The sequence below is a fragment of the Methylorubrum sp. POS3 genome, assembly GCF_043352485.1.
Classification (GTDB): Bacteria; Pseudomonadota; Alphaproteobacteria; order Rhizobiales; family Beijerinckiaceae; genus Methylobacterium; species Methylobacterium suomiense.
The window spans coordinates 4,738,846-4,759,287 of record NZ_JAPRBT010000001.1 but is presented as its reverse complement, the minus strand read 5'-3'; the positions used below and the strand labels follow the sequence as shown (position 1 = coordinate 4,759,287).

Annotated in this window: 19 protein-coding genes and 1 tRNA gene; 12 read left to right on the top strand and 8 right to left on the bottom strand. The window is 67.5% G+C overall.

What is annotated here, in order from left to right; genetic code table 11:
• Positions 1-14 precede the first annotated feature (14 nt).
• Positions 15-749, top strand: a complete 735-nt coding sequence (locus tag OWC43_RS22105) for an RNA methyltransferase (protein WP_393958343.1) — start codon at positions 15-17, stop codon at positions 747-749.
• 23 nt (positions 750-772) lie between these two features.
• Here OWC43_RS22105 and OWC43_RS22100 read toward each other — a convergent pair whose 3' ends face one another.
• Positions 773-1,786, bottom strand: coding sequence for an NAD(P)-dependent alcohol dehydrogenase (locus tag OWC43_RS22100; protein WP_393958341.1), 1,014 nt, complete (start codon positions 1,784-1,786; stop codon positions 773-775).
• Between the two features lie 446 nt (positions 1,787-2,232).
• On the opposite strand from OWC43_RS22100, the gene OWC43_RS22095 reads away from it, so the two are divergent.
• Positions 2,233-3,102, top strand: coding sequence for a hypothetical protein (locus OWC43_RS22095; protein WP_393958339.1), 870 nt, complete (start codon positions 2,233-2,235; stop codon positions 3,100-3,102).
• 15 nt (positions 3,103-3,117) lie between these two features.
• Here OWC43_RS22095 and OWC43_RS22090 read toward each other — a convergent pair whose 3' ends face one another.
• From OWC43_RS22090 to OWC43_RS22070, 5 genes are all read right to left on the bottom strand, one after another.
• Complete coding sequence (locus tag OWC43_RS22090; RefSeq protein WP_393958338.1) at positions 3,118-3,657, bottom strand: murein L,D-transpeptidase family protein; 540 nt, start codon at positions 3,655-3,657, stop codon at positions 3,118-3,120.
• 5 nt (positions 3,658-3,662) lie between these two features.
• On the bottom strand, positions 3,663-4,958 hold the full coding sequence (locus tag OWC43_RS22085; protein ID WP_393958337.1) for an O-acetylhomoserine aminocarboxypropyltransferase/cysteine synthase family protein: 1,296 nt from the start codon (positions 4,956-4,958) through the stop codon (positions 3,663-3,665).
• 304 nt (positions 4,959-5,262) lie between these two features.
• On the bottom strand, positions 5,263-5,649 hold the full coding sequence (locus OWC43_RS22080; RefSeq protein ID WP_137829111.1) for a response regulator: 387 nt from the start codon (positions 5,647-5,649) through the stop codon (positions 5,263-5,265).
• A 115-nt stretch (positions 5,650-5,764) separates the two neighbouring features.
• The gene (locus tag OWC43_RS22075; protein ID WP_393958336.1) at positions 5,765-7,186 is read right to left on the bottom strand and encodes a heterodisulfide reductase-related iron-sulfur binding cluster; all 1,422 of its coding nucleotides are present in this window, start codon (positions 7,184-7,186) and stop codon (positions 5,765-5,767) included.
• 271 nt (positions 7,187-7,457) lie between these two features.
• The gene (locus tag OWC43_RS22070) at positions 7,458-7,811 is read right to left on the bottom strand and encodes a DUF6460 domain-containing protein (RefSeq protein WP_393958618.1); all 354 of its coding nucleotides are present in this window, start codon (positions 7,809-7,811) and stop codon (positions 7,458-7,460) included.
• Between the two features lie 191 nt (positions 7,812-8,002).
• On the opposite strand from OWC43_RS22070, the gene OWC43_RS22065 reads away from it, so the two are divergent.
• The 3 genes from OWC43_RS22065 to pdeM are packed head-to-tail and all read left to right on the top strand — an operon-like array spanning position 8,003 to position 12,283.
• Complete coding sequence (locus OWC43_RS22065) at positions 8,003-8,953, top strand: alpha/beta hydrolase (RefSeq protein ID WP_393958335.1); 951 nt, start codon at positions 8,003-8,005, stop codon at positions 8,951-8,953.
• 40 nt (positions 8,954-8,993) lie between these two features.
• A complete protein-coding gene (locus OWC43_RS22060; protein WP_393958334.1) occupies positions 8,994-11,525 on the top strand; it encodes a ligase-associated DNA damage response DEXH box helicase in 2,532 nt (843 codons plus the stop codon).
• Between the two features lie 44 nt (positions 11,526-11,569).
• On the top strand, positions 11,570-12,283 hold the full coding sequence (gene pdeM, locus OWC43_RS22055) for a ligase-associated DNA damage response endonuclease PdeM (RefSeq protein ID WP_393958333.1): 714 nt from the start codon (positions 11,570-11,572) through the stop codon (positions 12,281-12,283).
• Positions 12,284-12,292: 9 nt separating this feature from the next.
• Here the strand turns inward: pdeM and OWC43_RS22050 are convergent, their stop codons facing one another.
• Positions 12,293-12,502, bottom strand: coding sequence for a NepR family anti-sigma factor (locus OWC43_RS22050; RefSeq protein WP_137829116.1), 210 nt, complete (start codon positions 12,500-12,502; stop codon positions 12,293-12,295).
• Positions 12,503-12,698: 196 nt separating this feature from the next.
• Between OWC43_RS22050 and OWC43_RS22045 the strand changes: the two genes are divergently transcribed.
• The 7 genes from OWC43_RS22045 to OWC43_RS22015 all read left to right on the top strand — a co-directional run bounded on the left by OWC43_RS22045 (position 12,699) and on the right by OWC43_RS22015 (position 19,603).
• Positions 12,699-13,502, top strand: a complete 804-nt coding sequence (locus OWC43_RS22045; protein ID WP_137829117.1) for a response regulator — start codon at positions 12,699-12,701, stop codon at positions 13,500-13,502.
• Between the two features lie 604 nt (positions 13,503-14,106).
• A complete protein-coding gene (locus OWC43_RS22040; RefSeq protein ID WP_393958332.1) occupies positions 14,107-15,174 on the top strand; it encodes a hypothetical protein in 1,068 nt (355 codons plus the stop codon).
• Positions 15,175-15,387: 213 nt separating this feature from the next.
• On the top strand, positions 15,388-16,119 hold the full coding sequence (gene thiE, locus OWC43_RS22035) for a thiamine phosphate synthase (protein WP_393958331.1): 732 nt from the start codon (positions 15,388-15,390) through the stop codon (positions 16,117-16,119).
• Between the two features lie 494 nt (positions 16,120-16,613).
• A complete protein-coding gene (locus OWC43_RS22030) occupies positions 16,614-17,981 on the top strand; it encodes an 8-oxoguanine deaminase (RefSeq protein WP_393958330.1) in 1,368 nt (455 codons plus the stop codon).
• Positions 17,982-18,014: 33 nt separating this feature from the next.
• Positions 18,015-18,854: a bifunctional allantoicase/(S)-ureidoglycine aminohydrolase gene (locus OWC43_RS22025; RefSeq protein WP_393958329.1), complete on the top strand. Its 840-nt coding sequence runs from the start codon at positions 18,015-18,017 to the stop codon at positions 18,852-18,854.
• Entirely contained in the window at positions 18,851-19,378 is a 528-nt protein-coding gene (locus tag OWC43_RS22020; RefSeq protein WP_393958328.1) for an ureidoglycolate lyase, read from the top strand. Before OWC43_RS22025 ends, OWC43_RS22020 begins: the two co-directional genes overlap by 4 nt.
• A gap of 149 nt (positions 19,379-19,527) precedes the next feature.
• A tRNA-Thr gene (locus OWC43_RS22015) sits at positions 19,528-19,603 on the top strand.
• A 403-nt stretch (positions 19,604-20,006) separates the two neighbouring features.
• On the opposite strand, the gene OWC43_RS22010 is transcribed toward OWC43_RS22015, so the two are convergent.
• Complete coding sequence (locus OWC43_RS22010; protein WP_393958327.1) at positions 20,007-20,426, bottom strand: hypothetical protein; 420 nt, start codon at positions 20,424-20,426, stop codon at positions 20,007-20,009.
• Between the last annotated feature and the right edge of the window lie 16 nt (positions 20,427-20,442).

Genomic DNA, 20,442 nt, shown 5'->3' with positions numbered 1-20,442 from the left:
GCGAACGAAGCCCCATGACCGCCCCCATCATCATCCTGGTCGAACCGCAGCTTGCCGAGAACATCGGCATGACCGCCCGCGCCATGGCGAATTTCGGCCTCTCCGAGCTGCGGTTGGTCGCGCCCAAGAACGGTTGGCCGAAGAAGGGCGTGCGGGAGGCTGCCTCCGGCGCGACGCATGTGCTCGACGGGGCGAAGGTTTTCGCCACTTTGCCCGACGCCATCGCCGACTTGCAGTGCCTGCTTGCGACCACCGCCCGCGAGCGCGGGCAGATGAAGCGTGTCTTCGCGCCGGAGCCGGCCATGGCGGAGGTCGCCGGGCGGATCTCGGCCGGGGAGCGGGTCGGGCTGATGTTCGGGCGCGAGCGGGTCGGGCTGACCAACGACGAGGTGTCGCTCGCGGATGCCATCGTGACCTTCCCGGTGACGGAAGAATTCCCCTCGCTCAACCTCGCCCAGGCCGTGCTGCTGATGGGCTACGAATGGCGCCGTGCCGCAGGGCTGGCCACCCTGCGGTTCACCGGGGAGATGCTGTCGCCCCCGGCCACGCGGGAAGCGCTGCTGTCGCTGTTTGCGAGCCTCGAGGCGACGTTGGACGGGGTCGGCTTCTACCCGCCGGAGAAGCGCGACATCATCGCCCGCAACATGCGGGACATGCTCCATCGCATGAGCATGACCGAGCAGGACGTGCGGACGTTCCGCGGTGCGCTGCGGGCGCTCGCCCGGTCGGGCGGCACCCGCGGCGAGTGAGCCCCGTCATCGGTCGCCTTCGCTCACCCGATGCGGATCACGATCTTGCCGACATGGCTCGCCTCGGCGAGCGCGGCCAGAGCCGCCGGTGCCTCTTCGAAAGCGAAGGTCCGATCGACAACTGGCTTGATGTCGTGAAGGGCGATGGCCCGGTTCATGTCCTCGAACATTTCCCGCGAGCCGACGGCGACGCCGCGCACGAGGCAGCTCGCGCCGAGGATCGCCAGGGGATCGATCGCTTCGCCTTCTGCCAGAAGACCGATGAGGCCGATATGGCCGCCGGCCTTGGTCGAGGCGATGGAGCGCGGCAGCGTACCGGTGCCGCCGACTTCCACCACGTGATCGACACCCGCGCCGCCGGTCAGGCGGCGCACCTCCCGCTCCCAATCGGGATGCGCGGTGTAATTGATCGTCTCGTGGGCGCCGAGGGCCTTCGCTTTCGCGAGCTTGGCGTCGCTGGATGAGGTGGCGATCACCCGCGCACCCGCAGCCTTCGCGAATTGGATCGCGAACACAGACACGCCGCCTGTACCAAGGGCAAGCACGGTCTCGCCCGCTTTCAATGGCTTGCAGCCGTAGAGGGAATTCCAGGCGGTCACCGCCGCACAGGGGAGCGTCGCTCCCTCCTCGAAGCTCAATTCATCCGGCAACCGCACGAGCCCGTCGGCATCGAACACCTGATACTCTGTCAGCACTCCGTCGACCGCGCCGCCCAGGGCGGTCTGCCACATGTCATCGACCTGCGCCCCGCCGAGCCAGCTCTGCGAGAAGATCCCGGCGACCCGCTCGCCACCCTTGAAGCGGCGCACGCCCTCGCTGACCCCGACGACCTCGCCCGCTCCGTCCGAGACGGGAATCAACCGGTCGAGATTGATCGCGAAGGGATAGCGATCCTGCGCGATCAGCAGATCGCGATAATTGAGCGAGGCGGCGCGCATGCGCACCAGCACCTGCCCACGGCCGGGCTCGGGCGCGGGCCGCTCGACGAGGCTCCAACTGTCGAGCCCCTGGGCGGCGGACATCTCGTAAGCGCGCATCGCATCTGTTCCCTGCTTGGCGTCGCGATCGCATATGGGGAAAGAGCGCCTCCTTGGCGACCTTTCCGCCACCGCCGCATCGATGCACCCCGCGTCGCCATCACCGGCGAAGAAGCGGATACGATCGCTTGGGATATCTTTGACGCTTAATGTCTGAGATCAATAGCCTCAAAGATTCGGTCATGGCAGTTTTTATTTGGCCCACAATAAACACATATCATTATTCGTATTCGAATGAATGCTTACGCTGAATTCGATCGTGTGGAAAATACGCGAAGTCGGAGGTCCTGTGGCCAGAGTCGCGTGTGGGAGACGTATGCGCACGTCCGGCTAACCCCAGGCGCGTCGCTCGCCAACCGCATCCGGACGTAATCAGCGTTGACTGTATCTTTTTGTGTGATCTATCAGTTATAGCAAGATGCATATTTATCCTCAGCGAGGTCGCCGTGAACCGCCCGTTCGTCCGGTCCACCCTTCTTATGGCTTGGGTTTGCCTCTTCGCCGGGCCCGGCGCAGCCTCGGATCATGGCGTTGATACCGAGCATCTGTTTGGCTTCACGGAGGGATCGGATATCGGTGCGCCGCCGGAGAAGGAGCTCGAATCCGAGACCACGGCGCGGCTCGGCAAGCGCGGCGGCTCCTTCCGAGCGGTGGATTCCGCGCTGGTCCTGAAGGTGCCGTTGAGCGACCGTTTCCGCCTCGCGCCCGGTCTCGCCTTCGCCGGCTACCGGATGCGCGGCGTACCGGGTCTGGACGATCGGGAGGTTGCCGCCTTGGCGGGTGGGTTCGTCGAGACCCGGGCGCGGCTCTGGACCCGGGCGGAGGCGCCGTTCGGGCTCACGCTCAACACGGTCGTCGGTGCGAGCCGGCTCGACGCGGCCACCGGTCTCGGCGCCCGCGGCTTATCGATCGAGGCGGGTTTGCTGATGGACCGGGAGATCGTACCCGGTGACGTCGTAGCCGGCTTGAACATCGTCTACGCGTTGGGCCGGTCACGGATCGACGGGATCGCGGGCGATCAGCAGGCCTCAAATCTCGAAATTTCGGGCGCCCTGGCCAAGCGCATCGTGCCGGGCCTCTTTCTCGGCGTGGAGGCTCGGTATCTCCGTGCCTATTCCGGGCTGGGCCTCGACCGTTTCATCGGCCAAGCCGTCTATCTCGGGCCGACCGTCTACAAGGAACTGACGGAGGAGACCTGGATGTCGTTCACCTGGGGCACGCAGGTTTCGGGCAGCGAGGCGCGCGCGGGTGAGGATCGCGACCTGACCAATTTCGACCGACATCAGGTGCGGCTACGCGTGGGCACGCATTTCTAGAACGGTGAACGCAGATCAGGGTCTGATCTCGATGGGCGTGCCGACATCGACGCGGGCATAGATCTCCCGCATCTCGGCATTGGTCACGCCGATGCAGCCCTGCGTCCAGTCCATCATGCGGTGGAGGCGACCGGCCCAGGAGAATCCGTTCATCAGGCCGTGGACCATGATGTCGCCGCCGGGCGCCTCACCGCGAGCCTGTGCCGCCGCCGCATCGGCAGGGGAGGGGTAGGACACCTTGAGGGAGAGATGGGCGACGCTTTTCGGATTGCGGAAGGCGATGGAATAGATCCCCTCGGGCGTGCGCCCGTCGCCCTCGCGGGTCTTTGGGCCGGCCGGCGTGAAGCCGAGGGAAACCGGATAGGTGGCCAGCACCTGCTCGCCCCGAAGAAGCGTCAGGCGGCGAGCCGCCTTCTCGACCAAAATTCGGTCGGCCCGCTCCGGTTCGGGCAGGAGCGGGGGCTCGGTGCGGCCGATCTGGAGAAAGTCCGCCACGGCGACACCACCCGCGCCGAGCCCGATCAGGGCGGCGGCGACGAGGAGGCGACGGCGCATCGGGATCAGCCGACCTTTGCCAGAGCCTGCTCGATATCGGCGATCAGGTCCTCGGGATCTTCGAGGCCGATCGATAGCCGCACGGTCTCGGGACCGACGCAGGCCGCCGCACGCTCCTCGGGGCGCAGCTGCCGGTGGGTGGTGGTGGCCGGGTGGATCGCGAGCGTCTTGATCTCCCCGATATTCACGAGGTGCGAGACGAGTTCGAGCGCGGCGATGAAGGCGAGCGCCGCCGGCTCGCCGCCCTTCAGCGCGAAGGTGAAGATCGAGCCCGGACCCTGCGGACAGTATCGCTTGGCCAGTTCCTCACCGGTCTGGCCCGGCAGGGCCGGATAGCTGACCCATTCCACCGCAGGATGGTCCTTGAGGAAGGCCGCGATCCGCTTGGCGTTGGCGCAATGACGTTCCATGCGCAGCGGCAGGGTCTCGATGCCGGTCAGCGTCAGGAAGGCGTTCATGGGCGAGAGGCCGGGCCCGAGATCGCGCAGGCCGAACAGGCGGCAGGCCACGGCGAAGGGCGTCTCGGGGAAGCGCTCGCTGACGATCAACCCGTCATAATCGGGCCAGGGATCGTTGATGAGATTGTAGCGCGAGCCCTTCGATGCCCAATCGAACGTGCCGCCGTCGCAGATCATGCCGCCGATCACCTGCCCCGAGCCGCCCAGGAACTTCGAGGTCGAGTGCACGACGATATCTGCGCCATACGCGATCGGGCGGATGAGGGCCGGGGAGGCGAGGGTGTTGTCGATGACGAGGGGTAGGCCGTGCCGCTTGGCGACCGCGGCGATCCCCTCGATGTCCATCACGGTGGCGCAGGGATTGACGATCGACTCGCAGATGATCGCCTTGGTCTCCGGCGTGATCGCCCGCTCGAAAGCTTCGGGCGTCAGGTCGCTGGCGAATTGCGGCTTCAGATCGTAGCGACCGTCGAGCCGGCGCATCAGGCCGAGGGAGCCGCCGAACAGGCGCGGCGAGGCGACGTAGGCATCGCCCGACTGCATCAGCGTCATCATCACGAGGAGCACGGCCGACTGGCCCGAGGAGACGGCGACGGCCGCCTTGGCGCCTTCCAACGCCGCCACTCGGCGCTCCAGCGCGGCGACGGTCGGGTTCGAGCCGCGCGAGTACGAGAAGCCGGTCTTGCGCATCGCGAAGATGTCGGCGGCCTGCTCGGTGGAGTCGAAGACGAAGCCGTTGGTGAAGTAGATCGGCTGCACGCGCGCGCCCGTGGCGGGATCGGGAGCGGCCCCGGCATGGACCGCCTGCGTGGCAAGGCGGTAGGTTTTCGGCTCCGGGCTCATGGTGCGACCTGACAAGAACGGTGTGGCCGGTCTTCTGCCGCGAAAAACCTCCCGGTGGAACCCCGCCGGTGCGGAACGGGTCTGCGACGCTGGGATGCATCGCGAGCGTGGCAGGCCGGGACCTCGGACCCGCTTGGCACCGTCCTGTCAGAATGTTGCGAGCGCGGCGACCCGGAAGACGACCAGACATCCTGCGTGAACCACGCATCACGCCTTGATCGGGTTCGTTCGTGTGCGGCCTCGATAGGATGGTGTTGTCGAGGCGATGCCAGCCGGTCGTTCGCGGACGTGATCGTTCGCGGCCTCAGGCGGCGCGCTTGAGGCAGGCCTTGAGGGTGCGGACCAGCATGGTCGGCGCGTAGGGCTTGGGAATGAAGCGCGCGCCCTCCGGCATATCGCCCGGGCCGGGCGTGCCCATGCCCGAAACGATGAGCACCGGAATCTCGGGCCACCGATGGGCCACGAGACGGGCGAGGGCGAAGCCGTCCATCGATCCCATCGGCATATCGACGTCGGTCATCAGGATCCCGACATCCGGCCGGTCCTTCAACACATCGAGCGCCCGGTCGGCATGTGGCGCTTCCAGGACGGAGAAGCCGGCCTCGGCCAGGGTGTCGGACGCTTCCATCAGCAGCAGGCCATCGTCTTCGACGAGGAGGACGACGGGTTGCGCTGTGGTGTCTTCTGTCATCGCGGATGCAAACGATCTCGGGCCCGGGAGAGTTGCGGCCTAATTCGCACCTGCAGCAAGGTCAAGGAACCCCTCGCTGCTATCCCTGGGCGATAGCGCCGCGCCGGCCCCACCGTCATGCGTGCAGGGGCGCCGGTTTCGAGACCGGATGGGCTGCCGGAACCGGGGTCGTTCGGACGCGGTCGAGGGCCTCCGGACGGGGGCCGCCGGTCGCCCAATCGAGCAGCTCGACGGTGTGCAGGATCGGAATCTCCGTTCCCTTCCCGATCTGTGTGGCGCAGCCGATATTGCCCGTGGCGATCAGGTCGGGCCGCATCCGCTCGATATTGGCGACCTTGCGCTCGCGAAGCCGTCCGGCGATCTCGGGCTGGAGGATGTTGTAGGTGCCGGCCGAGCCGCAGCAGATATGGCCCTCGGGCACGTCCTTCACCGTGAAGCCCGCCGCCTTGAGCAAAGTCTTCGGCTCGGTGCGGATGGCCTGCCCATGCTGCATCGAGCAGGCGGAGTGGTAGGCAACCACGAGGTCGGTATCCTCCACCGGGGGCAGCAGACCGATCAGGGCCATGTACTCGGTCACGTCCTTGGCGATGGCCGAGACCCGCTTCGCCTTCTCGGCATAGGCGGGATCGTCGCGGAACATGAAGCCGTAATCTTTGATCGTCGTGCCGCAGCCGGAGGCGGTGACGACGATCGCGTCGAGACCCTCTCCATCCATCTCTGCGATCCAGGCATCGATGGTGCGCTTGGCATGGGCATGGGCGGAATCCTCCTTGCCCATGTGATGGGTCAGCGCTCCGCAGCAGCCCTCGCCCTTCGGCTGGACCACCTCGACGCCATGGCGGTTGAGAAGACGGATCGCTGCCTCGTTGAAATCGGGGCGCAGCACGCTCTGGGCACAGCCCCGCAAGAGCGCGACCCGGCCGCGGCGCTTGCCCGGCCCGGCATCGCGACCCGTCTGGAAGAGATCGCTCACCTCCTGCGCCGAGGTATCGGCGGGAAAGATTCCCGGCCGGTCGGTGGGATTGCGGTTGGGCAGCTGGGCCGGTGCGAGATCGAGCATGGCCGCGAGGCGGTTGCCGACGCGGGGCACGCGGGCGACCAGCGGCCGCAACGGCGCGCCGATCTTCGCGGCGAGCAGGGCGAGGCGGAAGCGGTTCGGGTAGGGAAGCACCAGGGCGAGCACCTGCCGCAGCAGCCGGTCTGTCAGGGGGCGCTTGTAGGTCTTCTCGATATGGGTGCGGGCATGATCGACGAGGTGCATGTAATGCACGCCCGACGGGCAGGTCGTCATGCAGGACAGGCAGGAGAGGCAGCGATCGACATGCTTCACCACCTCGCGGCTGGCCGCCTTGCCGCCTTCCAGCATGTCCTTGATCAGGTAGATGCGTCCTCGCGGGGAATCGAGTTCGTCGCCCAGGAGAAGATAGGTCGGGCAGGTCGCGGTACAGAATCCGCAATGCACACACGTGCGCAGGATCTTTTCCGAAGCCGCCATCGCGGGATCGGCGAGCTGCCCGGGGGAGAAGCTGGTCTGCACGGCGCGTCCTCGGCCTGATTGTTCTTTGAGACTGGCAGCTTGGTCTGGAGGCGTTCTTAGAACTGTACCAGATGCCTGCGCAATGCGTTCCGCGTCGCAGGGTCGTGGATCAGCGGTCGTCCGCAGTGCCGTTCGAGGACAGCGTGAACATCGTCCGCGATGTCGTTGTTCGACGGATGCTGCAACCGCCGATGCGCTCCGAACCGGTTGATCAGGATCGAGACCGCGGTTTCGGGCCTGCGGCGCGACGCCGACAGGCCCGACGATGCCCTCACCGATCCCGTGAGACGGTAAGAAGGCGGGCGATGAACCAGATCGGCACCACGACCGCGGCGCCCGCCAGAATCCAGCGGCCGAAATCGTGGAAGGTCTCGAAGCCCAGATCGATTAGGTGTCGCGACAGATCGTAGATATGCCAGAACAGCAGGCCCGGCGTCAGACCGAGCATCGCCATCACGGCGCCGACCAGCACCGACAGGAAGAGCAGCTTGACCGCCACCGCGGCGGGCGAGCCGCCGAGAAAGCGGTTCAGTCCCGAGCGTTGGCGCGGTGCGCCGTAGCGCGGATCGGCGTAGCCGCTCTGCCCCGGCGGTAGGCCGCGCCGCGTATCGTGATCGCCGATCATGCCGTCCGGTCCCTCATCCACGCCCAACGATCCACAGCGGCGTTGCTCTCCCGCCACAGCCGTGTGAAACCGCGCGCCCCTTCCCGTCGTTGGACGCATTCGCGGCTTCTGGCAGATGGCACCGGGACGCGTTCCGCTCAAGATGGCGGGCTGCCGACGAGCGGCCCATACGGGAACCCGAGAAAGGCCCCATGATCGACCACGCCTTGTTCGATCCGGCGACGATCGATCCGGAGACCAAGACGCTCAACGCCGAGATCGTGGCTGCCCATGCCGCGCAGCCCGACCCGTGGTCGCTGCCGATCGCGGAGGTGCGCGCCCGCCGTCGCGAGGGCACCAAGGCCTCCCCGGCCATGCCGCGCAGCGCCCGGGCCGAGACCCTGACGATCGACGGTCCTGGCGGGCCCCTCTCGCTGCGGGTGATCCGACCGAAGGGCAAGGCGCGCGGCGCCTATCTCCATATCCATCGCGGCGGCTGGGTCTGGGGCGCGGCCGACGAGCAGGACCCCTGGCTGGAGCGGATCGCCGATGCCTGCGGCTTCATCTGCCTGTCGGTCGAGTATCGTCTGGCGCCCGAGCATCCTTATCCCGCGGCGCTGGAGGATTGTGAGGCCGCCGCTCTCTGGCTCGCCGGGCCCGGCCGCCGCGAACTCGGCGTCAACGCCCTGACCATCGGCGGGGAATCGGTCGGCGCGCATCTCGCCGTCATGGTGCTCTTGCGCCTGCGTGACCGGCACGGTCTCACCCGCGCCTTTCGCGGCGCCAATCTCAATGCCGGCTTCTACGATCTCGGCCTGACGCCAAGCGTGCGGCTCTGGGGTGAGGAGCGCCTCGTCATCAACTGCACCGACCTTGAGCGCTTCGCCGACGGCTATGTCCGCGAGGGCATCGATCGCCGCCGGCCCGATGTGTCGCCGCTCTACGCCGATCTGAAGGGTCTGCCTCCGGCTCTGTTCACGGTCGGCACCGCCGATCCGCTGCTCGACGACACGCTCTACATGTCGGCCCGCTGGGCCGCCGCCGGCAATGGCGGCCACACGGCGGTCTATGCCGGGGGCTGCCACGTCTTCGTGCGCTATCCCGGCCCCCTGACCGAGCGCGCGTTGGAATTGATCGACCGCTTCCTGATGGCGCTGGCGTGACGCGGATGACGGGGCGCGCCCCGCGCCTTACCTGAGCGGCGTGCCCCCTTCCCATCTCCCGCCGCTCTTCGCCGAGTGGTTCTCCTACCGTGGCTGGCAGCCCCGTCCGCATCAGCTCGAACTGCTTGCCACGGTGCGGGGGGGACGGTCCGCTTTGCTCGTCGCTCCCACGGGTGCCGGTAAGACGCTGGCCGGATTCCTGCCGAGCCTCGTCGAGCTATCGGAGGCGGGCAAAGGTCGACGGGGGCTGCACACCCTCTACGTCTCCCCGCTCAAGGCGCTCGCCGTCGATATCGCCCGCAACCTCGACGCCCCGATTGCCGGGATGAACCTTCCGGTCACGGTCGAGACCCGTACCGGTGACACCCCCGCCCACAAGCGGACTCGCCAGATCGCCCGGCCGCCGGACATTCTACTTACGACGCCGGAGCAGCTCTCGCTGCTTCTCGCCCATCGCGAGGCGGAGGGTCTGTTCGCCGGATTGCGAACGGTGGTGCTCGACGAACTGCACGCGCTCGTGACCTCGAAACGCGGCGATCTCCTTGCCCTGGCGCTGGCCCGGCTGCGCCGGTTGGCGCCGGGCCTGCGGGCGATCGGCCTGTCGGCGACCGTGCGCGAGCCGGACGAGCTGCGAAAGTATCTGGTGTCGCATACGCCCTCACGGTCGCAAGCGGCGGAGCAGGTGGTCGCGGCGCCGACCGCGGCCCCCGCGATGGCCGACCTCGTCGTGGCCGGCGGCGGCGCCAAACCCGACCTGCACATGCTCGACATCGGGCGCACGTTGCCGCTCGCCGGCCACACCGCCCGGCACGCCATGCCGGCGATCTACGACCTGATCCGCGCGCATCGCACGGTGCTGGTCTTCGTGAACACGCGGCTTCAGGCCGAATACACCTTTCAGGAGCTGTGGCGGCTGAACGAGGACACGCTGCCGATCGCGCTCCACCACGGCTCGCTCGACGCCTCGCAGCGCCGCCGGGTCGAGGCCGCGATGGCGGCGGGGCAGTTGCGGGCCATCGTCTGCACCGCGACGCTCGACCTCGGGATCGATTGGGGCGATGTCGACCTCGTGGTCAATGTCGGCGCGCCGAAGGGCGCGAGCCGGATCATGCAGCGGATCGGCCGGGCCAACCACCGCATGGACGAGCCCTCGAAGGCCTATCTGGTCCCCGGCAATCGCTTCGAGATGCTCGAATGCCGCGCCGCCCTCGATGCCGTGGAAGAGGCGGCGCAGGACACGCCGGACGCGCGCATCGGGGCTCCCGACGTGCTGGCCCAGCACGTCCTCGGCATGGCATGCGCCGACGCCTTCGATCCGCTCGACCTCTACGACGAGATCATCTCCGCCGCTCCCTATGCCGGACTGACCTGGGAGGAGTTCGAGGCGGTGGTCGATTACGTCGCCACCGGCGGCTACGCCCTGCGCGCCTACGAGCGCTTCGCCAAGATCCTCAGAGGGGCGGACGGCAAGTGGCGGGTGCGCGACGCGCGCGTGGCGCAGCAATACCGCATGAATGTCGGCACCATCGTGGAATCGACCCATGTGAAGGTTCGGCTCGCCCGGCACCTGCGCGGCAAGCCCGGCACGGTGATCCCGAAGACCGGCAAGGTGCTCGGCGAGATCGAGGAGGACTTCTGCGAGACCCTGACGGTCGGCGACACCTTCCTGTTCGCGGGCGAGGTTCTGCGGTTCGAGGGGCTGGCGGAGGACGAGTGCATGGCGACCCGGGCCGGTCCCGGCACCGATCCGGCCATTCCCTCTTATGCCGGATCGAAATTCCCACTCTCGACCTTCCTCGCCGCACGGGTGCGGGCCATCATCGCCGACCCGTTCGAGTGGGACCGGCTGCCGCCCCAACTCGCGACCTACCTGGCGCAGCAGCGTCGCCATTCGCTGCTGCCGGGCGAGCGCGACCTGTTGGTCGAGACGTTTCCGCGGTCGGGGCGATACTACCTCACGGCCTTCCCGTTCGAGGGGCGGCTCGCGCACCAGACCCTCGGCATGTTGCTGACGCGCCGCCTCGAACGGGCGCGATTGCGTCCCCTGGGCTTTGCCGCGAACGATTACGGCATCGCGATCTGGATGACGAAGGATGTGAGCGAGCGCATTGCCCTCTCGCCGGGCTTCGTCGAGGCCTTGTTCGATGAGGACATGCTCGGCGACGATCTGGAGGCGTGGCTCGACGAGTCCGCGATGATGAAGCGGACGTTCCGGCAATGCGCCGTCATTGCCGGCCTGATCGAGCGGCGGTTTCCCGGCCAGAAGAAAACGGGTCGGCAGGTCACGATCTCCACCGATCTGATTTACGACGTGCTGCGCCGCCACCAGCCCGACCACCTTCTGCTGCGCGCCGCGCGGCAGGATGCGGCAACCGGACTCCTCGACGTGACCCGCCTCGGCATGATGCTGAGGCGCATCCGGGGGCGAATCATCCACCGATCCCTCGACCGGGTCTCGCCGCTCTCCGTATCCGTCATGCTCGAAATTGGGCGCGAGCGGGTCTACGGAGAGGGGGCCGACGATATCCTGGCCGAGGCGGAAGCCGCGTTGCTCGAAGAGGCACTCGGCTGATCGAGAAGCGCCCCTCAACCCGACGACCCGTTGAGGATGCGACCTTGGCACTGGCCAAACGACTTGAGAAAACCGTGAAGGGCACCGATCTGTCGCTCGCCGGGGAGGCATTGAGCCTCGACCGCAGCGGTGCCCTGTGGCTGCCCGAACACCGCACGCTGGTCGTGTCCGACCTTCATCTGGAAAAGGGGTCGGCCTACGCCGCCCGGTCCGGTCAGTTCCTACCGCCCTATGACACGCGGGAGACGCTGTCCTGCCTGCACGAGGCGATCCAGCGGCTCGATCCGGCCTGCGTCGTGGCGCTCGGCGATTCCTTCCACGATGCCCGAGGGCCTGAGCGGATGGAGCCGGGCGACCGGGCGATGATCGCGGCCTTGCAGGCGGGGCGTGACTGGGTCTGGATCGCGGGCAACCACGATGCCGCGGTGAGTGAGGGGGTCGGCGGTCGCTATTGCGAGACGTTGACCCTCGGCGGCCTGACCCTGCGCCATGAGCCGTTGGCGGGCGCAGGCGACGGAGAGATCGCGGGCCACCTGCATCCCTGCGGCAAGGTCAGCATGCGCGGGCGCTCGGTGCGTCGCCGGTGCTTCGTGAGCGACGGTCGCCGCCTCGTCATGCCGGCCTTCGGGGCCTATACCGGTGGTCTGAACGTGCGCGACGTCGCCTTCGAGCCGCTGTTTGCCAACGGTTTCACCGCCTACCTGCTCGGTGACGGACGCGTCTTCGCCATCGGTCGGTCCATGCTCGGTCGCGACTGAGGGTGCCGCTCAGGTCTTGTCGGCGGTGTCCGTCTCCGGGGTATCGTCGAGCCGCGCGATCAGCTCGCGAAAGCGGTCGGGAATCGGTTGCTGTACGACGGAATCGTAGAGCGCTCGCAGATGATTGCCGATCCGCTGCTGGCTCTGGTCGTTCAGCTTGCCGCGCATGGCACTGGGCCGGTCGCCGGAACTTTCGCCGGCCGGCACGTCCTCTGTCATTCTCGGTCGATCCCCTTGCCGCCGCTTCGGCTCGCGATGACTCGCCGCGATTGTGTTGCGGCTTGACATGAGTCATGGCTGCAGCAGCAACGCCGCCATACGGGTTCGGTTCCGCGAGGCTTCAGGAACGGACGGGGCCCCGCCGCGTTAGCGGCGCATTGATAACGACGAAGAGCGCAGAGGCTCAGGGGAATCCATGTCGACAGCACAACTGGTCGTGCAGCACCTGCCTTACCTGCGCCGCTACGCCCGAGCCCTCACGGGCAGCCAAGTGGCCGGCGATGCCTATGTTGCGGCCACGCTGGAGACGCTGGTCAATGAGCCGGAGACCCTCGGCCGCTCGACCAACGTCAAGGCCGATCTGTTCCGTGTCTTCACCCGGATCTGGAACTCCCTCTCCGTGAACGGCCACAGCGAGCAGGTGCAACACGATCTCCCGGCGGAAGTCCGCCTCGGCCAGATCACGCCGTTGCCGCGTCAGGCCTTCCTGCTTTCCTGTCTCGAAGGCTTCTCCGAGGAGGATGCCGGCGTCATTCTCGATGTGGACGTCGCCAAGGTGCGCGACCTCGTCGACGAGGCGGGCCGCGAGCTGGCCGCCGACATGGCCACCGAGATCCTCATCATCGAGGACGAACCGCTGATCGCGATGGACCTGGAGGCCCTGGTCGAAGGTCTGGGCCACAACGTCATCGGCGTCGCCCGCACCCGCACCGAGGCAATCAAGATCGCGTCCGACGGCAAGCGTCCCGGTCTCATCCTGGCGGACATTCAGCTCGCTGACGGCTCGTCCGGTCTCGACGCGGTGAACGACCTTCTCAAGACCTTCGAGGTGCCGGTGATCTTCATCACCGCCTATCCGGAGCGCTTCCTCACCGGCGAGCGGCCGGAGCCGGCCTTCCTCATCGCGAAGCCGTTCCAGCCCGCCAACGTCTCGGCGGTCATCAGCCAAGCGCTGTTCTTCCAGCAGAGCGCCCGCCGCCGCGAAGCCCGCAGCGCCTGATCCGAACGTTCTGACGAAACAAAGGGGCGCTGATCCGGCCGGATCGGCGCCCCTTTCGCGTTCGGCGAAGCGTCCGAGCGTGTATGCAGCGATGAGCCGGCGAAGAATCTGAAATACAGGGATGGGTGTCCGGCCCTTTGGACGTCCGGTGGCACCCCGGGACGACTGTCGTGACGCTGGAGGATCTCGGAGTTCCGGCGCACCCGGCCGCGACACAATGTCAGCCTGGAAAAGCAATTCCGACGTTTCGACGCCGTCGCGGTCGTTTCCTTCCGCTGAACCCTGCCGCCGCGAGACGGCCTATCCCCGGCCTCGTTTTCACCCTGGCAGAGGCCTTGCTTCGTCGAATCCCCGAGGGACACTGGCCGGATCGAACAAATTTCCGGACCTTGTGGGGGCGAAGATGGCGGCTGGTTCGCGGCGTTTCTTCCGCGGCGTCGGGCGGAGCTTGCGGGGATCATGGTCCGGCTGGTCGGCCGGGTTCGGTCTTTGCCTGTTCGCCGGGCTGCTGGCCACGCACAATCCAGTACGCGGGGCGGTCGATGCTTCCGAAATCGTCCCACCGACGCGGTTCACGGACCCCCTCCTCGGTCCGTCCGACGCAATGCCCGCCCGCGTCGCGCTCGGACCGCAGGGGCGCGACGTCCGACTGTCGGGGGAACTGACCGAAGGCGTGGCGGATCGCTTGGCCCGCCTCCTCGACGCGCATCCCGATGTCGAGCGCATCCATTTGACGAGCGAGGGCGGCCTCGTGGACGAAGGGGCTGCCGTCGGTGCGCTCGTGGCGCGGCGCGGCCTCGTGACATACGTCCCGGATTATTGCGTGTCCGCCTGCACCCTGGCCTTCGTGCGCGGACGGGAGCGTCTCGTTCTGGAGGGAGCACGGCTCGGTTTCCACGCCCCCTATGAAGCGGGACCCTTCGGCATCGAGATCGAGGCCGACAGCGCACCTGAGCGGGCGGCCTACCTTGCCGCCGGGATCGAGCCGGCCTTCGTCGATGCCGCGCTGAAGGTGCGCCCCGACGATCTGATGGTCCCCGACGCAGCCCGCCTCATCGCGGCCCGCGTCGCCACCGGCGTGGTGGATGTCTACCGCTTCCCCGATTCCACCCTCGATGACGGCCCGGACCCCATCCAGGCCAGGGCCTTGGTCCTGCGCAGCGTTCCGATCCTCACGGAGATCGAGAGGGCGGCCCCGGACATCGTTCGGGACCTCGTCGCATGGTATCTCGACGGCTACGCACAGGGCCGATCAGAAGGCGAAGCGATCGATGGTCTCCGGCGCAGAGCCGCCCGCGTCGTTGCGGGAGCTTTTCGAGAGGCGGAACCGACGACGCTCCTCGCCCTCGGGCGTACGACCCTGCGCATGCTCAACCGTGTCGGGCCCGAACGGGACGGCACCTGCGCCGCCGCAAGCGAGGGTTTGGGTGCCGTGTTGACCCGCAGCGGCATCGGCGAGTCCGAATTGGCCATCGCCCGGGCGATCTTTCCGCGACATCCCGTCCTCGACCCATCACCGGAAACCTCGCCGCTCGCCTCGCGCGACTGTGCCGACCTGCGCCGCGCCTTCAGCGCCGCCCTCGCCCACCCCTCGCCCGAAGCCGCACGGGCGCTGCGCCCGCTCTTCTTCCCCGAGGGATCTCTCGCCCATGTCACGGCGCAGGCAGAGTGACACGACCTGCCTCCGCGCGGCCGGAGGTTCCGGAATCGGCCATCCATGTGGGTTTGCGCGGCGCATTTCGATGAACCGACGGGGTCGATATGCGCGGGGAAGGGGCCGGATCGCTCCCACAGCCGATTGCAAGGTCCTCGGCCTCCGCTCTAGACCCATAGGCGCGCCGTCTTAGGACCGGCTGCGAGGGAAGAACGGCGTGAGGACAAGGGCATGAGCCTCGGGATCGCGAGCGGAACCGGCGCGGGTTTCGGCCTCACACGGCCGGCTCCCCCCGTCGCGGTCGATCTGCGGCTCTACGGTCTCCTCGATGTCGGGGTCTTGGGGGGCGACGCCGCGGTTCTGGCCGAACTCGCGGCGGCCTCGGTTGCCGGCGGGGTGACCCTCCTGCAGTACCGCGAGAAGGACATCGGCGATGCCCGGGCCGCGCTCGCCCGGATCCGAGAGATCCGCGCCGCGGTCGCCGGCCGCGTTCCGGTGCTGATCAACGATCGGGTCGATCTGGCGCTCGCGGCGGGCGCCGAGGGCGTGCATCTCGGACAATCGGACCTCCACCCGAAAGAGGCCCGGCGTCTCCTCGGCCCCAAGGCGATCATCGGTCTGACAGTGAAGACCGGCGCGCAGGCGGACGAGCTCTACCGCCTGCCGATCGACTATGCCTGCATCGGCGGCGTCTTCGCCACGACGAGCAAGGACAATCCCGATCCACCGGTCGGCCTCGATGGCCTGCAGCGGATCGTGTTCCGTGCCCGCCTCGCCCGTGGGCAGGCTCTGCCGCTCGGCGCCATCGCCGGCATCGATGCCGGCAACGCGGCCTCCGTGATCCGTGCCGGGGCCGATGGTGTCGCCCTGATCGGTGCGCTGTTCAAAGGCGGGGACACCGAGGGCAGGGCGCGAGATCTTCGCGCGCGGGTCGATGAAGCTCTGAACGCACGGACATCGTGAGGCGCTCGCGGGCCGGCGGGGGAACTTCGCCGGATACACGGCGTCGAACTGGCCCGGTCGAGTTGCCCGCTCAGGGGCTCATGGGGAACGCGGAGGCCGTGGCGGACGAAGCGTTCTGGGGAAGGTTAGATCAATCCAGGCGGTTTTTCCGGTGCGACGGCGTGGTCCTTGCGTTCCGTCCCTCCCATCACGGGTCGAGAACCGATCGGGAAAGCCGTTGGCATCTGTCTGCCAGAGATCGGTCGCAACAGCATCATGACGCGGGAGGATCGACCGTGGCGGGCTTCGTCTGAGAATGGGTGAACCGTCCGATGCCCTGGTGTTGTGTCGCGGCGGCGAAGTCCTGACGAATGGCGCACGGCATGACAGGGGCCCGTTATGAACCGCTGGGTCGCGTCGCACCCGGTGCCCGCTTGCGCGATGTTGCGGACCATCGCCGTGATGACCGGCCTGGGTAGCGCGAAGGTCGCGGCCCGGCTTGAGGAGGGGACGCAATGACCTCGCTGCTGCTGCGAAACGCCGATGTCCTCGTCACCATGGACAGTGCCCGTCGCGAGATCCGCGGCGGCGGCGTCTATATCGAGGACAATCGGATCGTCGCGGTCGGGCCCGCCGAGACTGTGCCGGACAGGGCGGACGAGGTGATCGACATGGCCGGGCATGTCGTGCTGCCCGGGCTCGTCAACACCCACCATCACATGTTCCAGACCCTGACCCGCGCCTTGCCGGGGGCGCAGGATGCCGAGCTGTTCGGCTGGCTCAGGGCGCTCTATCCGATCTGGGCACGGCTGACGCCGGAGATGATTTACGTCTCGACCCAGACTGCGATGGCCGAACTGATCCTGTCCGGCTGTACGACCTCCAGCGATCACCTCTACCTCTATCCGAACGGCTGCCGCCTCGACGATTCGATCGAGGCGGCGGACGGCATCGGCATGCGCTTCCACGCCGCCCGTGGCGCCATGAGCGTCGGCGAGAGCGAGGGCGGCCTGCCGCCGGACGCCCTCGTCGAGGATGAGGGCGCGATCCTCGCCGAGACCCGCCGTCTGATCGAGCGCTGGCACGATCCGGATCGCTACGCCATGCGCCGGATCGTGGTGGCGCCCTGCTCGCCCTTCTCGGTCAGCCGCGATCTGATGCGGGAATCGGCCGGACTCGCCCGAGCCTACGGCGTCGGTCTGCACACGCATCTTGCCGAGACGGCCGACGACGTCGCCTATAGCCGCGAGCGGTTCGGGATGACGCCGGCCGAATACGCGGCCGAACTCGGCTGGGTCGGGCAGGACGTGTGGCACGCACACTGCGTGAAACTCGACGAGGCCGGCATCCGCCTATTCGGACGGACCCGCACCGGCGTCGCGCACTGCCCGTGCTCGAACATGCGCCTCGCCTCGGGCATCGCGCCGATCGGCCGGATGCGTTGCGAGGGGGTCAGCGTCGGTCTCGGCGTCGACGGTTCCGCCTCCAATGACGGTTCGCATATGCTGGGTGAGGCGCGCCAAGCCATGCTGCTGGCCCGGGTCGGTTTCGGTCCCACCGCCATGACCGGCCGGGAGGCTCTCGAGATCGCAACCCGCGGCGGCGCCCAGGTGCTTGATCGCGACGATATCGGGGCTCTGGAGCCCGGCATGGCGGCGGACGTGGTCGCCTTCGATCTGCGCGGCCTGGAAACCGCCGGCGCGCTGCATGATCCCGTTGCCGCGCTCGTCTTCTGCGCACCTCAGCGGGTGGCCTGGAGCATCATCAACGGCCGCGTGATCGTGCGCGAAGGACGCCTCACCACCGTCGACAGCCGCGCATTGGCCGCCCGCCACAACAAGCTGGCGGCCGACCTCGTACGCGGCGAGGCGTGGTCCCGCTGAGCAGCAGCCTTATCCAATTCCGGAGCCGCTTCGATGACCGCCTCGTCCTACAATCCAGCCTGCGGCGGCCTGCCACCTCAGAGTGCCCTGATGACGGGCCGGGCCGTTTTCACCGAGGCCTATGCCGTGATTCCGCGCGGCGTCATGAGCGACATCGTCACCAGCCTATTGCCGTTCTGGGAGGGCACGCGGGCCTGGATGCTGTCACGTCCGCTCTCGGGATTTTCCGAGACCTTCGCGCAATATCTGATGGAGGTGGCGCCCGGCGGTGGCAGCGATCGGCCGGAGCCCGATCCGGGTGCCGAGGGCGTGCTGTTCGTGGTCGGCGGCGGGCTGCGCCTCACGCTCGACGGCATCACGCACAGCCTGCGCTCCGGCAGCTACGTCTATTGTCCGCCCGGCGTGACATGGAGCCTGCGCAACGACGGGGCGGAGCCGGCGCGCTTCCATTGGATTCGGAAAGCCTATGAGCGCGTCTCCGGGATCGAACCGCCCGCAGCCTTCGTCGCGTTCGAGCCCGACATCGACCCGGTCTCCATGCCGGACACCCAGGGAGCGTGGGCGACGACACGCTTCGTATCGCCCGACGATCTGCGACACGACATGCACGTCAACATCGTCACCTTGCAGCCTGGCGCCTCGATTCCATTCGAAGAGACGCATGTGATGGAGCACGGCCTGTTCGTGCTGGAGGGCAAGGCGGTCTACCGGCTCAACCGGGATTGGGTCGAGGTGCAGGCCGGCGACTTCCTCTGGCTGCGCGCGTTCTGCCCTCAGGCCTGTTACGCGGGCGGCCCCGGCCCGTTTCGCTACCTGCTCTACAAGGACGTGAATCGCCACGCCGCGCTGACGCCCTTCCGTTCGGCCCGATGAGCGCGCGTACGATCCGCGTCGCGCCCCTGACGCCGTCCGCATTCGCGGCGTTCGGTACGGTCATCGACAAATCCGCCGCCGCGCCGCGCCCGATGAATGCCGGTAAGGCGCGCCGCTACCATGATCTCGCGCAGGTGTTGGTGGCGGGCGACGACAGCCATGTGGTCATCGGTCATGTCGAGGCCGAGCCCTACGCCTTGCCCCTGCATCTCAACCTCGTCGAGCGCCATCCCCTCGGCGCCCAGGCCTTCGTACCGTTGAACGCGGCGCCGTTCCTGGTCGTGGTCTGCCCCGACGAAGGCGGGCGACCGGGGACGCCATTGGCGTTCCTCACTGCGCCGGGGCAGGGGATCTGCTACCGGATCGGCATTTGGCACGGTGTCCTGACCCCGCTCGGCGCGGCTCAAGACTTCCTGGTCATCGACCGCGGCGGCGTCGGCCCCAATCTCGAAGAGCACGTCTTCGATGAGCCGTGGCTCATCGTCGAAGCGGATACGGCCGACCAACGCCGCACTGTGCCCTGATCCGTCCACCCAATGAGCCGAGCGCGCAGCGGTCTCGGTGCCGTTTCGCATTCGTCGACACGCAGCCTCAGGCTTGCCAAAACCGACCCATCCGTCTAAGACCCGGCCACGATCGCGGACCGCCCAAACGGGCCTGTTCCGGCATCGACGCCGCAATAGCTCAGCTGGTAGAGCACCTCATTCGTAATGAGGGGGTCGGGGGTTCGAATCCCTCTTGCGGCACCATTCTCTACTGCCTTTCTGCTCGTCGGTTGCGCCTTTCGGTGAGCCTATAGTCAGCCCAGTGGCGAGAACCGAATATGCCGGCTCCGGGCGTGAGGCCGGGATCTGTGTCCTGGCACATGTGTCGTCGGCTCTGGCGTCAGCGAGACAATGGATCTGGTCGTCACCGATGAGGTCGCCGCCGATGCAGCAACCTCGCGTGCCGATGAGGCGAACGAGGTTCGACTTGAACACTGAGCGAGGATGACGGGGTGATGCCGGGCGCTCCTGATCCTGCCGACGCCGACTGAACCGTGCAGGACGTATCCGGCGATTTACGTTTGGCGAATGCGCTCCGGATGTCGTCCTGCCGGATCTCGTCGAACGCCCTTCTCCGGCAGAGGCAACGCAGATCGCCGGCGCCGTGTCAGGGGCAGCGCGTCAGGTCGAAGGTGTCGCCAGATTCCGGCGAGTGCCATGTCATGCTTCGGGGCTTTACGTCCATTAACGTCACGCTGTAGCCGTCCTTGAGTTCGATGCGCCACCAGCCGCGGCTGTGCTCGACCTTCGCAACCGGCGACGGCGGCGCCCCCGGAGCTGCGTAAGTCTTCGCCGTGATATGGAAGGGCAACGCGCAACTGGCGGGGCCACCGCTCCACCGTCCTTCGAACGGAGGCGCGCCTGCCATCGCCGGCGCGGCTGCAAGGCCGGCAACAATGGTCAGCGCGATCTGCAGTTTGTCCATCGTCATCCTTTTCAATTTTTTAGCGTGGCGAACGGACTGTCCGCCTCCTAGCGCTTCAACGGGCAGAGGGATCGGCTCGATTAGGGCGATGGCGTCCGACAACGTGAACGGGGCTCCG

Excerpts from the sequence above, each read along its gene's own strand:
- OWC43_RS22025 (WP_393958329.1), top strand. The coding sequence starts at position 18,015 with ATGACCGCCTCGTCCTACAATCCAGCCTGCGGCGGCCTGCCACCTCAG.
- OWC43_RS22030 (WP_393958330.1), top strand. The coding sequence starts at position 16,614 with ATGACCTCGCTGCTGCTGCGAAACGCCGATGTCCTCGTCACCATGGAC.
- OWC43_RS22070 (WP_393958618.1), bottom strand. The coding sequence starts at position 7,811 with ATGATCGGCGATCACGATACGCGGCGCGGCCTACCGCCGGGGCAGAGC.
- OWC43_RS22090 (WP_393958338.1), bottom strand. The coding sequence starts at position 3,657 with ATGCGCCGTCGCCTCCTCGTCGCCGCCGCCCTGATCGGGCTCGGCGCG.
- OWC43_RS22085 (WP_393958337.1), bottom strand. The coding sequence starts at position 4,958 with ATGAGCCCGGAGCCGAAAACCTACCGCCTTGCCACGCAGGCGGTCCAT.
- OWC43_RS22080 (WP_137829111.1), bottom strand. The coding sequence starts at position 5,649 with ATGACAGAAGACACCACAGCGCAACCCGTCGTCCTCCTCGTCGAAGAC.
- OWC43_RS22045 (WP_137829117.1), top strand. The coding sequence starts at position 12,699 with ATGTCGACAGCACAACTGGTCGTGCAGCACCTGCCTTACCTGCGCCGC.
- thiE (WP_393958331.1), top strand. The coding sequence starts at position 15,388 with ATGAGCCTCGGGATCGCGAGCGGAACCGGCGCGGGTTTCGGCCTCACA.
- OWC43_RS22100 (WP_393958341.1), bottom strand. The coding sequence starts at position 1,786 with ATGCGCGCTTACGAGATGTCCGCCGCCCAGGGGCTCGACAGTTGGAGC.
- OWC43_RS22050 (WP_137829116.1), bottom strand. The coding sequence starts at position 12,502 with ATGACAGAGGACGTGCCGGCCGGCGAAAGTTCCGGCGACCGGCCCAGT.
- OWC43_RS22065 (WP_393958335.1), top strand. The coding sequence starts at position 8,003 with ATGATCGACCACGCCTTGTTCGATCCGGCGACGATCGATCCGGAGACC.
- OWC43_RS22105 (WP_393958343.1), top strand. The coding sequence starts at position 15 with ATGACCGCCCCCATCATCATCCTGGTCGAACCGCAGCTTGCCGAGAAC.
- OWC43_RS22040 (WP_393958332.1), top strand. The coding sequence starts at position 14,107 with ATGCCCGCCCGCGTCGCGCTCGGACCGCAGGGGCGCGACGTCCGACTG.
- OWC43_RS22020 (WP_393958328.1), top strand. The coding sequence starts at position 18,851 with ATGAGCGCGCGTACGATCCGCGTCGCGCCCCTGACGCCGTCCGCATTC.